Annotated in this window: 16 protein-coding genes; 11 read left to right on the top strand and 5 right to left on the bottom strand. The window is 68.9% G+C overall.

Annotated elements, in window-relative coordinates; all coding sequences use genetic code 11:
• Positions 1-37 precede the first annotated feature (37 nt).
• The 5 genes from ACWPOC_RS07290 (at position 38) to ACWPOC_RS07270 (ending at position 4917) form a co-directional block, all read left to right on the top strand.
• A complete protein-coding gene (locus tag ACWPOC_RS07290) occupies positions 38-862 on the top strand; it encodes an ABC transporter permease (RefSeq protein WP_455408287.1) in 825 nt (274 codons plus the stop codon).
• Positions 852-1595 carry an ABC transporter ATP-binding protein gene (locus ACWPOC_RS07285; RefSeq protein ID WP_051032979.1) on the top strand — a complete coding sequence of 248 codons (744 nt, stop codon included), beginning with the start codon at positions 852-854 and terminating at the stop codon, positions 1593-1595. The genes ACWPOC_RS07290 and ACWPOC_RS07285 overlap by 11 nt, the downstream gene beginning before the upstream one ends.
• A 65-nt stretch (positions 1596-1660) precedes the next feature.
• Positions 1661-2731 carry a PhnD/SsuA/transferrin family substrate-binding protein gene (locus ACWPOC_RS07280; RefSeq protein WP_455408286.1) on the top strand — a complete coding sequence of 357 codons (1071 nt, stop codon included), beginning with the start codon at positions 1661-1663 and terminating at the stop codon, positions 2729-2731.
• Positions 2732-2782: 51 nt separating this feature from the next.
• Positions 2783-3700: a TauD/TfdA dioxygenase family protein gene (locus tag ACWPOC_RS07275; RefSeq protein ID WP_455408285.1), complete on the top strand. Its 918-nt coding sequence runs from the start codon at positions 2783-2785 to the stop codon at positions 3698-3700.
• Between the two features lie 5 nt (positions 3701-3705).
• Positions 3706-4917 (top strand): MFS transporter, encoded by a 1212-nt coding sequence (locus tag ACWPOC_RS07270; protein ID WP_455408284.1) that lies wholly within the window; start codon positions 3706-3708, stop codon positions 4915-4917.
• Here ACWPOC_RS07270 and ACWPOC_RS07265 read toward each other — a convergent pair.
• Entirely contained in the window at positions 4899-5336 is a 438-nt protein-coding gene (locus tag ACWPOC_RS07265) for a PPOX class F420-dependent oxidoreductase (protein ID WP_455408470.1), read from the bottom strand. The two genes, ACWPOC_RS07270 and ACWPOC_RS07265, sit on opposite strands and share 19 nt — an antisense overlap.
• A gap of 58 nt (positions 5337-5394) precedes the next feature.
• Between ACWPOC_RS07265 and ACWPOC_RS07260 the strand changes: the two genes are divergently transcribed.
• On the top strand, positions 5395-6174 hold the full coding sequence (locus ACWPOC_RS07260; protein ID WP_447816476.1) for a maleylpyruvate isomerase family mycothiol-dependent enzyme: 780 nt from the start codon (positions 5395-5397) through the stop codon (positions 6172-6174).
• A 66-nt stretch (positions 6175-6240) separates the two neighbouring features.
• On the opposite strand, the gene ACWPOC_RS07255 is transcribed toward ACWPOC_RS07260, so the two are convergent.
• Both ACWPOC_RS07255 and ACWPOC_RS07250 read right to left on the bottom strand, forming a co-directional pair.
• Positions 6241-6516 (bottom strand): hypothetical protein, encoded by a 276-nt coding sequence (locus tag ACWPOC_RS07255; RefSeq protein ID WP_006552872.1) that lies wholly within the window; start codon positions 6514-6516, stop codon positions 6241-6243.
• A 155-nt stretch (positions 6517-6671) separates the two neighbouring features.
• Positions 6672-7544, bottom strand: coding sequence for a helix-turn-helix domain-containing protein (locus ACWPOC_RS07250; RefSeq protein ID WP_455408283.1), 873 nt, complete (start codon positions 7542-7544; stop codon positions 6672-6674).
• Positions 7545-7580: 36 nt separating this feature from the next.
• Between ACWPOC_RS07250 and ACWPOC_RS07245 the strand changes: the two genes are divergently transcribed.
• Together ACWPOC_RS07245 and ACWPOC_RS07240 are read left to right on the top strand one after the other, a co-directional pair.
• Positions 7581-8141, top strand: coding sequence for a TIGR03086 family metal-binding protein (locus ACWPOC_RS07245; protein ID WP_455408282.1), 561 nt, complete (start codon positions 7581-7583; stop codon positions 8139-8141).
• 20 nt (positions 8142-8161) lie between these two features.
• The gene (locus ACWPOC_RS07240; RefSeq protein WP_106200222.1) at positions 8162-9070 is read left to right on the top strand and encodes a pseudouridine-5'-phosphate glycosidase; all 909 of its coding nucleotides are present in this window, start codon (positions 8162-8164) and stop codon (positions 9068-9070) included.
• A 4-nt stretch (positions 9071-9074) separates the two neighbouring features.
• Here ACWPOC_RS07240 and ACWPOC_RS07235 read toward each other — a convergent pair whose 3' ends face one another.
• Positions 9075-9740: an NUDIX hydrolase gene (locus ACWPOC_RS07235; protein ID WP_059383645.1), complete on the bottom strand. Its 666-nt coding sequence runs from the start codon at positions 9738-9740 to the stop codon at positions 9075-9077.
• Between the two features lie 61 nt (positions 9741-9801).
• On the opposite strand from ACWPOC_RS07235, the gene ACWPOC_RS07230 reads away from it, so the two are divergent.
• Together ACWPOC_RS07230 and ACWPOC_RS07225 are read left to right on the top strand one after the other, a co-directional pair.
• A complete protein-coding gene (locus ACWPOC_RS07230; protein WP_455408281.1) occupies positions 9802-10782 on the top strand; it encodes an ADP-ribosylglycohydrolase family protein in 981 nt (326 codons plus the stop codon).
• 116 nt (positions 10783-10898) lie between these two features.
• Positions 10899-12029 (top strand): iron-containing alcohol dehydrogenase, encoded by a 1131-nt coding sequence (locus tag ACWPOC_RS07225; protein ID WP_423660579.1) that lies wholly within the window; start codon positions 10899-10901, stop codon positions 12027-12029.
• 7 nt (positions 12030-12036) lie between these two features.
• Here the strand turns inward: ACWPOC_RS07225 and ACWPOC_RS07220 are convergent, their stop codons facing one another.
• Positions 12037-12231, bottom strand: a complete 195-nt coding sequence (locus ACWPOC_RS07220; protein WP_006552878.1) for a hypothetical protein — start codon at positions 12229-12231, stop codon at positions 12037-12039.
• 160 nt (positions 12232-12391) lie between these two features.
• On the opposite strand from ACWPOC_RS07220, the gene ACWPOC_RS07215 reads away from it, so the two are divergent.
• Positions 12392-12889, top strand: coding sequence for a beta-class carbonic anhydrase (locus ACWPOC_RS07215; protein WP_455408280.1), 498 nt, complete (start codon positions 12392-12394; stop codon positions 12887-12889).
• The last annotated feature ends 1 nt before the right edge of the window (position 12890 follow it).

The raw sequence follows: 12890 nt of genomic DNA, 5'->3' as shown, positions 1-12890 counted from the left end.
GCGCAGGACCACACCGGACGCGGCGGACACGCCTGCGATGACCGGACCATCGGGACTGATCGATCCCACCGCGATCAGCCGGAAGACCCGCAGTTCGTCCCGCATTCCGCGTTCGGTCCAGCGGCTGCTCGGGCCGGTCCTGCTCGTCGTGGCGTGGCAACTCGCCGCGTCCAGCGGCCTGTTCGGCGAGAACGTCCTTCCCCGACCGCTGTCGGTGCTCACCGCGGCGTGGCGACTGATCGCCGGCGGGGAACTGCAGGAACACATGACGGTCAGCCTGTTGCGGGTCGGCAACGGCCTGCTCATCGGCATCGCGCTTGGTCTGGTCCTCGCGCTGGTCTCCGGATTGTCGCGGGTGGGTGAGAACTTCGTCGACGCCAATATGGAAATCCTGCGTGCCGTACCGAATTTCGCGCTCGTTCCGCTTCTCATCGTGTGGTTCGGTATCAGCGAGACCCCGAAGGTCCTGCTCATCACCCTCGCCGTGGCAGTCTCGATCTACATCAACACGTTCTCCGCGATCCGGAGCGTCGACGCCGGACTCGTCGAAGCAGCACGATCGTTCGGTGTCCAGCGCCGCGAACTGATCCGGCGGGTCATCCTGCCGGGCGCGCTGCCCGGATTCCTCATCGGCCTGCGACTCGCCCTGACCGGTGCGTGGCTGTCGCTGATCTTCGCCGAGACCATCAACGCCAAACGTGGTCTGGGACGGATGATGAGCGACGCCCGCGAATACTTCCAGCTCGACGTGGTCTTCGTCCTGATCGCCGTCTACGCCCTCCTCGGTCTGCTCTCGATCTTCATCGTGCGTGCCCTCGAAGCCCGCCTGCTCACCTGGAGGAGGTCGTTCGATGGCAACTGATGTGACCGAACGGACCGCGCTCGATTCCGTCGTCGTCGCCCGCGGCGTGCGGCGCGTGTTCGGCGAGCAGGTGGTGCTCGACGGTCTCGACCTCGACATCGCCCCCGGAGAATTCGTCGCGCTGCTCGGCCGGAGCGGGTCCGGTAAGTCCACCTTCCTGCGGGCGCTGGGAGCCCTGGATCCCGACGTCGAAGGGCACCTCCGGGTGCCGGCGAAACAGGCCATCGTCTTCCAGGATCCCCGGCTGCTGCCGTGGCAGAAAGTGCTGACGAACGTCAACATCGGGCGACCGGACAACGCGCGGACCCGAGCCGAGGCACTCGATGCGCTCGCCGAGGTCGAGCTCGAGAGCAAGGCGAAGGCATGGCCGCGAACGTTGTCCGGGGGAGAGGCCCAGCGGGTCGCGCTCGCCCGGGCACTCGTCCGCGAACCGCAACTGCTGCTGCTCGACGAACCCTTCGGAGCTCTCGACGCACTCACCCGCATCCGCATGCACGGCCTGCTCGAGAAGCTGGTGGCCAAGCACCGGCCCGCCGTGCTCCTCGTGACCCACGACGTCGACGAGGCGATCCTGCTCGCGGATCGCGTCATCGTCCTCACCGACGGGGCGATCTCCCTGTCGTCGCAAGTCGAGGTGCCGCGACCGAGGGGGCGCGACTCCCGAGAGTTCGTCGCCCTGCGACGCCGACTGCTCACCGAACTCGGTGTCGGCGACCAGCCCGACTCGCGCTGAGCGCGGCCCGTATTCCCATCTGTGTCCGGACAGCAGGTCCGGACGCCTCCCGAGAAGGATCGACTGTGTTTCGTAGTGTTCGCTTGCGATGGCTCGTGGTGCCGTCGCTCGCAGTGTTGTTCGCGGCATCCGCGTGCGGCCTCGGCGGTGCCGACGGGCAGGAAGCCCTCTCCGAGGCCACGATCGCCCACACCGGCGAGGACATCCCCGACGGTGTGAAGCTCGTCGTCGCCGAGCAGAACGCGACCCGCTCGCAACCCCTCTATCTCTCCGGGGCGGGGGAGGACCTGCCGTACGACCTCGAGTTCGCCGATTTCAGCGGTGGGCCGGCCGTCATCGAGGCACTGCGCTCCGGTGCCGCCGACATCGGTGCCCTGGGTGAGGCACCCATCCCGATCGCGGTCGCGAACGGGATCACCGACATCGTCGCGATCGCACTGGAAGCGAATCCCGGCAGCAGCGGTGGTTACTTCCTGGTGGCGCAGCCGGGCAGTGGCATCGAGACGGTGGCCGATCTGAAGGGCAGGAAGGTCGCCTACCCGCCCGGAACGGGACGGCACATGATCGTCGCGGGCCTGCTGGCGAAGGCCGGGCTCGACCCGAAGACCGACATCGACGCGGTCGAACTGGCCGGTGCTGAGGTCGCGCCGACCTTCTCCTCGGGAGCCGTGGAGGCCGCGATCCTCACGGGCGTGCAGTACTACAAGGTGGGCTCACCGCCGATCCTCGGCGACGGGTCGGGGATCAATACCGGCATCAACACCCTGATCGTGCGGAAGCAGACCCTCGAGGATCCCGCGAAGGCCGCGGCGATCGGCGACTACGTCGGACGCTCGGTCGCCGCGAACAACTGGATCGCCTCGCATCCCGACGAGTGGGTGGAGGCGTATCACGTGGGCACCCAGGGGATGACACCCGACGAGGGCCGTGAACTGCTCGACCACACGGGTACCGGACGGTTCTATCCGATCGACGAGAAGTCGATCGCGCTGTTCCAGAGCGTGGCGGACGGGCTCTACGAGACGGGCACGATGTCCGTCCCCGTCGACATCTCGCCGTATGTGGACGGCCGCTACAACGACATCGTCGTCGCGCAGAACGAGGCGGACGACAGCGTCCCGGATCCGCTTCCCTGATCCGGCCCGTCACCTCGTCACCGATGTTCCACCGATAGAAGGAGTAGTCCCATGACCCAGGCCGCAACCCGCCTCGACGTCGTTCCTCAGTCCGGCCATGCCGGAGCCGAGATCCGCGGCGTCGACCTGACCCGCGAACTCGCCGAGGACGAGATCGTCGCCATCCGCGACGCGCTGCTGAAGTGGAAGGTGGTGTTCTTCCGCGACCAGTTCCTCGACCACGACCAGCATCTGCGGTTCTCGTCGTACTTCGGGAAGCCGACCCCGGCGCATCCGCTGTTCGACTCGATCCCCGATCCGGACTACCCGACCATCTACCCGATCTTCCGCGACCGCTTCAAGGCGCGCATCGCGAACAGCAGCGGTTACGACAAGGTGCGCTGGCACGCCGACGTCACGGCGGCGGTCAACCCGCCGTTCGCGTCGATCCTGCGCGCCGAGACCCTCCCGCCCTACGGCGGTGACACCCAATGGTCCAACGCCGTGGCGGCCTACAACGGTCTGTCGGCGCCCGTACAGCGACTCGCCGACGAACTGCGCGCGGTGCACCGCTTCACCCCGGGTGACGGTGCGAAACCGACCGAGGACTACCTGCGCCGCGTCGAACGTCGCCCCCTGGTGAGCGAGCACCCGGTCGTGCGGGTGCACCCGGAGACGGGGGAGAAGGCGCTGTACGTCAACCCCGGCTTCACGCAGTACATCTCGGGTGTCTCGCCGCACGAGGGCCGGCGTCTGCTCGGGTTGTTCTTCGAGGAACTCGGCCGTCCCGAGTACACGGTCCGCTTCAAGTGGGAGCCGGGATCGATCGCATTCTGGGACAACCGATCCGCCGTGCATCTCGCGCCGAGCGATCTCGTCACCGAACACGACCGGCGCCTGTACCGCATCACCCTCGAAGGTGACGTGCCGGTCGGACCGGACGGACGCGAATCCGTCGCGCTCGAGGGCGAACCGTTCGAGGCAGTCTGAACCGCGTGACCGAACGGACGGAGCCCGAACCCGGGCTCCGTCCGTTCTTCCTGTCGCTGTTCGTCCCGTCGGCAATCTTCGGTCTGGGCACCGGTGCCGGTGCTCCCATGATGGCGCTGCTCGCCCGCGAACTCGGCGCGTCCGTGCCGGTCGCGGGACTGATCGTCGCGCTGGTCGCGTTCGGGGCGGTCCTCGGCGACCTGCCGTCGGGCACGGTGGTCGCGCGCTTCGGGGAACGTCGCGCGATCGTCCTCGGATCGGCGCTCGGTGCGACCGGCGTCCTCGTCTCGTTGTCGGCGCCCACACCGGCGGTGCTCGCGGTGGGCGCGACGCTCACCGGTTTCGCGAACGCGGTGTGGGGGCTCGCGCGGCAGAGCTATCTCGCCGGTGCCCTGCCGCTGCGCATGCGCGCCCGCGGTATCTCCGCGAACGCCGCCATGAGCCGGGCGGGTGTGTTCGTCGGTCCGTTCGTCGGGGCCGGCGCGGTGCACCTGACGGGCGTGAGCGGAGGGCTGATCGTCCAGGTGATCGCGATCGTCGTCTCCGGGGCGCTCATCGCGAATTCCGCTGTGCCGGAACCGGACAGGTCGCAGCAGCGTAGCGGTGGCGTGATCGCGGTGGCGGCCTCCCACCGGACGGTCCTCGGAACGCTGGGTATCGGCGCGATGCTCGTCGGGGCGTCGCGCGCCTCACGCGACGCGGTGTTGCCGTTGTGGGCCGATCACATCGGGGTGGCGCCGGCGACCGTCTCGTTGATCTTCGGTGTCGCGGCGGCGGTGGATGTGGCACTGGCCTACCCGTCCGGAGTCTTGATGGACCGCTTCGGCCGCCGGGTGACGGCCGTACCGGCGCTGCTGCTGTTCGGCACGGCTTTCCTGATCCTGCCGCTGTCGCAGCAGCTGTGGTGGCTCGTGGTCGTCGCGGTGGTGCTCGGGACGGCGAACGGCATGAGCAACGGCATCGTCATGACGCTCGGCGCCGACGTGTCACCACCGCACGCGCGTGCCGAGTTCCTCGCCGCGTGGCGACTGACCCACGACACCGGATCGTTCGCCGGACCTCTCGTCGTGGGAGCGGTGGCCACGGTGTCGCTCGCCGGTGGTGCCACCGCGATCGGGGCGCTCGCCCTCGTCGGCGCCGGAGTGATGTACCGGTACATCCCGCGATACGTGCCGGTGCCCGTCGCGGTGCGGCAGGATCAGCGCGCGGCGCCGTAGAAGCGGGAGACCCGCACACGCAGCAGCAACCTGCGATCGGCGACCATCGCGGCCCGGAAGTCGTCCCAGTTCGGATGCTCACCCTGCACCGCCCGGTACAACTCGACGAGCTGTTCGACGGTGTCGTCGTGGGGATCGGCCGCCACCGGGGACAGTTCGGCCTCGCCCTCCGCGACGGCGTAGGACCACTTGTCGTCGGAGTCGACGAACAGGCTCACACGCGGGTCGCGGCGCATGTTCCGGGTCTTCGCCCGGTCGTCGGTGATCGAGACGGAGAACGTGCGGGTCGCGGGCTCGTACCGGTAGGTGACGTTCGACAGTTGGGGTCGTCCGTCGCGCTTGATCGTCGCGAGCGCGGCGACTCCGGTGGGCGGGAACAGGGCTTCGAGTGCACTCTCGTCGGCCGGCATGGCGCCCAGACTACGGCCGACCGTGCAGAATCGGGGCGGGTACGGGAGCCGAGCACGAAGGGCAGGCATGCTGGACTACGCGCGTTACTGCGGAGAGATCGTCGAACAGACGGAACTGCTGGTGGACTCACTGGCCGGGCAGGACATGACCACACCGGTGCCGTCGTGCCCGGGATGGAACCTCGGTCAGCTCGCCCGGCACATCGGCTACGGCCACCGCTGGGCGAGCGAAGCGGTCCGCGGTGAAGGGGCGATGCCGCGCACCGACCGTGCGATGCGGGAGTTGGCGGACTACGCCGACGAGGATCCGGACGCGCTGATTCCCTGGTTACGGGAAGGAGCGCGCCAATTCGAGGCCGCGCTGCGGGAGGTCGGTCCGAACATGCGGGTGTGGACACCGATCCCGGGCGGCAAGAAGACCCCGGAGTTCTTCGCCAGGCGCTTCGCCCACGAGACCGTGGTGCATCGCGCCGACGCCGCGCTCGCACTGGGAGCGGATTTCGAGCCGGCTCACGATCTCGCCGTGGACTGCGTGGACGAATGGCTCGACCTGGCGGTGGTCACCTGGCCACGACTCGATGTCGAACGGCACCGCGCGTTGCACGGACCCGCCCGGACGCTGCACTTCCACGCGACGGACACGTCGGCGGAGTGGGTCGTGGACCTGACCGGCGAGGACTTCGCGTGGCGGCATGCCCACGAGAAGTGTGCCGTGGCGGTACGCGGACCGCTGACGGAACTGCTGTTGGTGCTCTATCGTCGGCGCGCTGTGGAGGCAGCCGACGTGGAGGTCTTCGGCGACACCGGGTTCCTGGCGTCCTGGCTCGACGTCAGTCCCTTCGGGTAGCCCGAAGGCAGAACGCACAGCGGGTGGCCGCACCGCGACGTTGAGGCGCGGCTACCCGCCTGCGAGTCAGACAGACAGGCGCGAGGCCGAGTACGCGTGGCGTATCGCGTCGAGTGCGCTGGTGCAGGGAATATGAGCTTCCTGCAGCGAATGGATCACCTCGGCGATCGGTCCGGACTGCTCGAAGGCGCTACCGGCGGCCACGGCCCAGGCGACTTCGCCGGGCTCGAATGTCCGGGTGGGCTTCCATCCTCGCTGAGGAGCGAGTTCGCGCAGAGTGCTCCAGTGCGCGACCTCGTCCGCATCCGGACGTCCGATGAAAAGTAGGCGGTCGTGTCCCACGATGAACCCCTTCGTTCTTTCTCGTGCTTCGACAGGTAGGTCGTCTTCACTGTGTGCTTCGTTACATTTACCTGATCGAGAAGCGTCGCAGGTTTATGACGTTCCACTATGTGGTACATCCGCCCGAATCCGAGGGACCTGTCCGACAAGGGCGGTCATCCACCGCCGTAGCGAGCCGCGAACGCGCCCGGCGTCATGCCCACGACCCTCGCGAAATCACGTACGAAATGCGGCTGGTCGGCGTAACCGAGGACCGCGGCGACCTCCGACAACGAACCGGGTTTCTCGCGCAGGCGACCGGTGGCCTCCTGCAGTCGCCGCCGCTGGATCAGCCACTTCGGCGTCAGCCCGATCCGTCGCTGGACGAGGCGTTGCAGCGCGCGCTCACCGAGACCGAACTCCGCCCGCACCTGCTCGACCCGCAGAACGTCGGAGTTCCCCTCGACGAATGCCACCACCCGGTTGACCAGTCGCCCCTCCTCGTCGATCGGAAGATAGGCGCGCAGCACGTCGTCGAACGCCTCCGTCGCGGCGCGGTGCGACTCGCGAGAGTCCGGGTCGTGCGCCATCGCCTCGCGTACCTGCGTGATCAGACGCGCACCGGCATCTCCGAGGACGTCGGTGAGGTCGACGGCCCGGTCGGTGAACACCGCGAGCGAGGTGCCGGTGATCAGAGCACCGGCCGCCGGACTGAGCATGGACCCGACCGCCCAGCCCTCACCGGTGAGGGTGACCGTGGACAGTCCGTGTTCGACACCGTAGAAGCGCGCGTAGTCGTGCGCGACCACCAGTTGGCAGACGGGATAGCGCAGCACCCGCTGGGGTGCCTCCCGGCCGGCCGGCACCGACCACACGGGAATCCAGTACCGCTGCATCAGATCCGTGAGGTCGGGCGCGGCGGGATAACGGTGCATGGTGTGCGAGGCATCGCGCGGATCCTTCAGGTGGGCGCGTTCGATGTCGTCGCGACCGCCGACACGGTCGGTGTCGTCGCGACCGCCGAGGGGGTCGCCGCCGTCGGGTTTCATCAATACCCTGCCCTCGCCGGTCGTCAGTATCGAGTCATGAATACAACAGCACTGCGACACGCAGAGGCCGACAAGCCGCTCACCGACGTGATCTCGTCGCTCCGCGACACCGACTGGGACGTGCAGTCGCCGTGTGAGGGGTGGACGGCACGCGACGTCCTGGCCCACATCATCGACACGCAGCGGGACTTCTTCGCCGGGCGCGGCGTCGAGGTGGGCGAGCGGCCCGATACCGACCGCCCGGCCGAGGCGTGGAGGACGCACACGGCACGAATCGCCGAGATCCTCGCCGACGACGCACTCGTCTCGACGACCTACGACGGATACTTCGGGCCGACCACGGTGGGCGCGACCTTCGAGCAGTTCTACATCTGGGACATGCTCGTGCACCGATGGGACATCGCGCGCAGCGCTGGGGTCGATGCGACCTTCTCGGATGCCGAACTCGACCGGATGGAGGCCGGCGCCGACAGTTTCGGCGACGCGCTCTACATGGACGGTGTCTGTGCTCCGGCGGTGCCGGTTCCCGAGGACGCAGACCGCACGGCCCGGATCCTCGCGAAGATGGGACGTCGCACGGCCGCGTCGATCGGTTAGGCCGCGTTATCGTCGGTCGTATGAGCGAAACGATCCGCGTCGCGGACTACGTGCGCGAAGCGATCGCGGCCGGACGGCCGATCGTGGCGCTCGAATCGACGATCTTCACACACGGCCTCACCCGGCCACGCAACGTCGAGGTCGCGCTCGACGCCGAGCAACGTCTGCGCGATTCCGGGGTGCTACCCGCGACCATCGGGGTCGTCGACGGCACGCCGACGGTCGGTCTGTCGGAACAGCAGATCCGCATGCTCGGCGCCGAGGACGTCCCGGTCGTGAAGCTCGGTATCCGCGACCTGCCGGTCGCGGCGGCCAAGGGATTGCACGGGGGGACCACGGTGTCGGCGACGGCGTTGCTCGCGCATCGCGCCGGGATCGACGTATTCGCCACCGGCGGCCTGGGCGGCGTGCATCGGGGAGCTTCGTCGACCTTCGACGAGAGCGCGGATCTCGTTGCGCTGGCGACACTTCCGATCCTCGTGGTGAGCGGCGGCGTCAAATCCGTCCTCGACATCCCTGCCACACTCGAACGGCTCGAGACGCTCGGGGTGGTCGTGGTCGGCTATCGGACCACGCGTTTTCCCGGCTTCTATGTGCGCGACAGCGGCTGCGATGTCGACGAGGTGGAGTCGGCGGAGCAGGCCGCAGCGGTGGCACGGGCGCGGGACGGGCTGGGTCTGCGGGCGGCGGTGCTCGTCGGGAATCCGGTGGCGGCCGAGGCTCAGATCGATCCGGAACTGCACGATCGCGTGCTTGCCGAGGCCGAGCACGCCGCCGCCGAGGCCGGGACACGCGGCAAGGCGATCACCCCGTTCCTGCTCGAGCACATGCACCGGGCCACCGAGGGGCGCTCGCTCGAGACGAATGTCGCGGTCTATCACGGGAACGTCGCGGTCGCCGCGGAGATCGCGCACGCGTTGGCGTCCTGATTCGTCACTGCAGGAGGAAGGCGGCGGTGGACGACGGCAGGGGAGTGCCGCGCCGGCGGTAGATCTCGGCGGGGCGGCCCGTGCCCTCCCTGCGCAGTTCGCCGGTGGGTTCGAGGCCGTGCAACAGGTGCCGGCGGAAGGTGTCCTTGGGATAGCTGCGGGCATAGACGGTTTCGTACAGCATCCGCAGGTCGAGCACGGTGAACTGTTCGCCGAGGAAGTTGCCGGGGTCGACCTCGGCGGAGTACCGGCGTCGCAGGTCGGCGACCGCCAGGTCGACGATCTCGGCATGGTCGAAGGCGAGGTCGGTGGTCTCGGTCGTCGGCACGAGATGCGCCTCCGCAGGGATCTCGGCGACCGGCACCGCGGCGCCGTGGGCCATCGACAGCACCCATCCGCGGTCGTCGCGCTCGGGATCGTCGAGCATGGCGAGCTGGTGGAAGTCGACGCCCGTGAGCCCGGCCTTGTCGCGCAGGGCGCGTTCGGCGGCCTCGGCGAGTCGCTCACCGGGGTGCAGGAATGTGCCGGGCAGGGCGAAGTTGCCGTCGGGACGTTCGACGACCAGTACCTTCAGTACTTCGTCGACGGTGAGGACCGCGACGTCCACGGCCACCGAGGGGCGCGGGTAGTCGGTGAGCGACCTGCCGGTCGAATCGGTCGGTGTGCCCATGGTGGACATTCAATCATCGATGCGCTAACTTTAGCGCAGACTTGATCGAAGCGAGGGGCTCATGGAAACGACCGCAGCACAGAACGACCGGGCCGCCGGAGTCCTGCTCGCCACCGCAGCAGGCGACGCACTCGGGGCGGGATACGAATTCACGTATCCGACGGACATTACGCCCATCGACATGATCGGCGGCGGACTCGGGCCGTTCGCGCCCGGCGAGTGGACCGACGACACCTCGATGGCCCTCGCCATCGCCGAGGTCTCGGCGACCGGCATCGACATCGGTGAGGGTGCCGGACTCGACGCGGTCGCGGCGCAGTTCCTCCGCTGGTACGCCACCGACCCCAAGGACATCGGCAACCAGACGCGTGCCGTCCTGCGCGAGGCGGGACCCACCGCCGCCACCATGACGGCGCGCGCCCGCAGCCTCCCGGGGCGCACCGGCGGCAACGGATCGCTCATGCGCACCGCACCCGTCGGGCTCGCCTACCTCGACGACGCCGAGCGGTGCCTGGCCGCGGCCCATGCGATCAGCAGCCTCACCCACGCGGACGAGCAGGCATCCGAAGCGTGCCGGCTGTGGTCGTTCGCGATCCGTCACGCCGTCCTCCACGGCACCTTCGACGGGGTGCGGGTCGCTTTGTCCTGCCTGTCCCAGCCCGCCGCACAGCGGTGGGCGGTGCTGCTGGACGAGGCGGAGGCCGCGCCGAGCCCGCGCGTGTTCGACAACAACGGCTGGGTCGTCCACGCCCTGCAGGCCGCGTGGTGGGCGATCACGCACGCCCGCACCGACGGCCCCGGACACCTGCCGGAGGCGCTCGAACTGGCCGTGCGCGCAGGCAACGACACCGACACGGTCGCGGCCATCGCGGGCGGACTGCTCGGCGCCCGGTGGGGTGCGTCCGCGGTGCCGGGGCGGTGGCGTCGCATGCTGCACGGATGGCCCGGTTACCGCGCGGACGACCTCGAGCGCCTCGGGCTGCTCACCGCGCGGAAGGGCTCCGGGGCAGGCGGGGATGTACTACGGATCGTCCAGAGCTGAGACTCCCCGAGATCCGCCGGATGCCTCCGCTCACGGTTGTGATGCGGTAGACACGACCCGTCGGACGGATACTCGAGGAGGGATCGCACGTGGCTTCCATCGCACTTCCACGCATCATGCGCGTCGGCGGGGGCGCCGTCGACGAGATCGGGGAGGTCGTCGCCGGACTCGGACTCGCCCGGCCGCTGGTGGTGACCGACAAGTTCCTGGTCGGCACGGGTGCGGTGGATCGGATGGTCGCGCAGCTCGAGGCCGCCGGACTGCACCCCGCGGTCTTCGCCGAGACCGTGCCCGACCCCACCACCGCGTCGCTCGACGCGGGTGTCGCGGCGGTCGCCGAGCACGACGCCGACTGCGTGATCGGTTTCGGCGGGGGAAGCCCGATGGACACGGCCAAGGCACTCGGCCTGCTCGCCCGGCAGGGCGGCCACATGCGCGACTACAAGGCGCCGCGTAACAACATCGGTCCGGCGTTACCGGTGATCGCCGTGCCCACCACCGCGGGAAGCGGCTCGGAGGCAACCCAGTTCACGGTCATCAGCGACAGTGAGACCGACGAGAAGATGCTGTGCCCGGGTCTGGCCTTCCTGCCGGTCGCCGCGATCGTCGACTACCGGCTCACCCTGACGATGCCCCCGCGCCTGACCGCGGACACCGGCGTGGATGCACTCACCCACGCCATCGAGGCCTATGTCAGCAGGAAGGCGAACCCGTTCTCCGACAGCCTCGCGCTCGTCGCGATCGGCACCATCGGACAGGTGCTGCGACGCGTCTACGCGGACGGGCAGGATGCCGAGGCGCGCGAGCGGATGATGCTGGCCGCCACGCAGGCGGGCATCGCGTTCTCCAACTCCAGCGTCGCGCTCGTGCACGGCATGAGCCGGCCGATCGGCGCGCACTTCCACGTCGCGCACGGACTGTCGAACGCGATGCTGTTTCCCGCGGTCACCGAATTCTCCGTGGATGCCGCCGAGTCCCGCTATGCCGACTGCGCCCGTGCCCTCGGCGCGGCTTCGGCGGACGCCTCGGATGCGACCGCCGCCGCCGACCTGGTCGTCGCGCTGAAGGAACTGTGCCGCGACGTGGAGGTGCCGACACCGAAGTCGTACGGCATCGACAAGCAGGCCTGGGACGAGAGGGTCCCGGTCATGGCCGAGCAGGCGCTGGCGTCGGGATCCCCGAACAACAACCCGAGGATCCCGACGGCCGACGAGATCCGCGAACTCTACGGGCGGATCTACGGCTGAGGGCGGCTCATTCGGGAGCCTGATCGTCGGGCTCGACCTTCTCCGTCCTCACCCGGTCCGCGACGTTGCCGGGCGCACCCTCCTCCTCGCGTTCCTTCTCGACCTTCTGCTCGAGCTTGTCCACGAGATGCTTGATCTTCTGGCCGGTGAGGTCGTCGTTGTCCTCGGGGCGGCCCGAACCGTGCTTGGGGGCGTTGTCCATCGACGTCCGTCCTTCGTTCGTAGGGTGCAGGGGAGCGGTACCCGAGGGCCGGAACCGTCAAACGGGCAACGGTTCTGCTCACGCCGATCACCACCCTGTACGGGCGGGCCGATCCGGGCGATCATCGGGGCGGCCTGTCCGACGACGAAGGGGGACGAGGATGACCGTCACCGAGGAATTCCTGAAGAACAACGAGACCTACGCGGCCGGCTTCTCCGGCCCGCTGCCGCTTCCGCCCAGCAAGCACATCGCGATCGTGGCGTGCATGGACGCCCGGCTCGACGTGTACCGGGCGCTCGGCATCGAGGAGGGCCAGGCCCACGTGATCCGCAACGCCGGCGGAGCCGTGACCGACGACGTGATCCGCTCGCTCACGATCAGCCAGCGACTGCTCGGCACCACCGAGATCGTGCTGGTCCATCACACCGACTGCGGCATGCTGACCTTCACCGACGACGAGTTCACGCGCGCGGTGCAGGACGAGATCGGTATCCGCCCGGCCTGGGCACCGGAGTCCTTCCGCGACCCACATGAGGACGTGCGCCAGTCGCTGCGCCGCATCGAGACGAGCCCGTTCGTCACGAAGACCACCTCGCTGCGCGGGTTCGTCTTCGACGTGGCCACCGGCAAGCTCGAGGAGACCGTGCCCGCCGCCTAGC

It is taken from the genome of Rhodococcus sp. 5G237 (genome assembly GCF_053764735.1).
The sequence above is the reverse complement of the archived record's forward strand: the minus strand, read 5'-3'. Positions and strand labels throughout refer to the sequence as shown.

What these genes read in the sequence shown, in the direction of transcription:
- ACWPOC_RS07285 (WP_051032979.1), top strand. Translation starts at nt 852, where the DNA reads ATGGCAACTGATGTGACCGAACGGACCGCGCTCGATTCCGTCGTCGTC.
- ACWPOC_RS07275 (WP_455408285.1), top strand. Translation starts at nt 2,783, where the DNA reads ATGACCCAGGCCGCAACCCGCCTCGACGTCGTTCCTCAGTCCGGCCAT.
- ACWPOC_RS07250 (WP_455408283.1), bottom strand. Translation starts at nt 7,544, where the DNA reads ATGAAACCCGACGGCGGCGACCCCCTCGGCGGTCGCGACGACACCGAC.
- ACWPOC_RS07290 (WP_455408287.1), top strand. Translation starts at nt 38, where the DNA reads ATGACCGGACCATCGGGACTGATCGATCCCACCGCGATCAGCCGGAAG.
- ACWPOC_RS07260 (WP_447816476.1), top strand. Translation starts at nt 5,395, where the DNA reads ATGCTGGACTACGCGCGTTACTGCGGAGAGATCGTCGAACAGACGGAA.
- ACWPOC_RS07235 (WP_059383645.1), bottom strand. Translation starts at nt 9,740, where the DNA reads ATGGGCACACCGACCGATTCGACCGGCAGGTCGCTCACCGACTACCCG.
- ACWPOC_RS07220 (WP_006552878.1), bottom strand. Translation starts at nt 12,231, where the DNA reads ATGGACAACGCCCCCAAGCACGGTTCGGGCCGCCCCGAGGACAACGAC.
- ACWPOC_RS07225 (WP_423660579.1), top strand. Translation starts at nt 10,899, where the DNA reads ATGCGCGTCGGCGGGGGCGCCGTCGACGAGATCGGGGAGGTCGTCGCC.
- ACWPOC_RS07240 (WP_106200222.1), top strand. Translation starts at nt 8,162, where the DNA reads ATGAGCGAAACGATCCGCGTCGCGGACTACGTGCGCGAAGCGATCGCG.
- ACWPOC_RS07230 (WP_455408281.1), top strand. Translation starts at nt 9,802, where the DNA reads ATGGAAACGACCGCAGCACAGAACGACCGGGCCGCCGGAGTCCTGCTC.
- ACWPOC_RS07245 (WP_455408282.1), top strand. Translation starts at nt 7,581, where the DNA reads ATGAATACAACAGCACTGCGACACGCAGAGGCCGACAAGCCGCTCACC.
- ACWPOC_RS07215 (WP_455408280.1), top strand. Translation starts at nt 12,392, where the DNA reads ATGACCGTCACCGAGGAATTCCTGAAGAACAACGAGACCTACGCGGCC.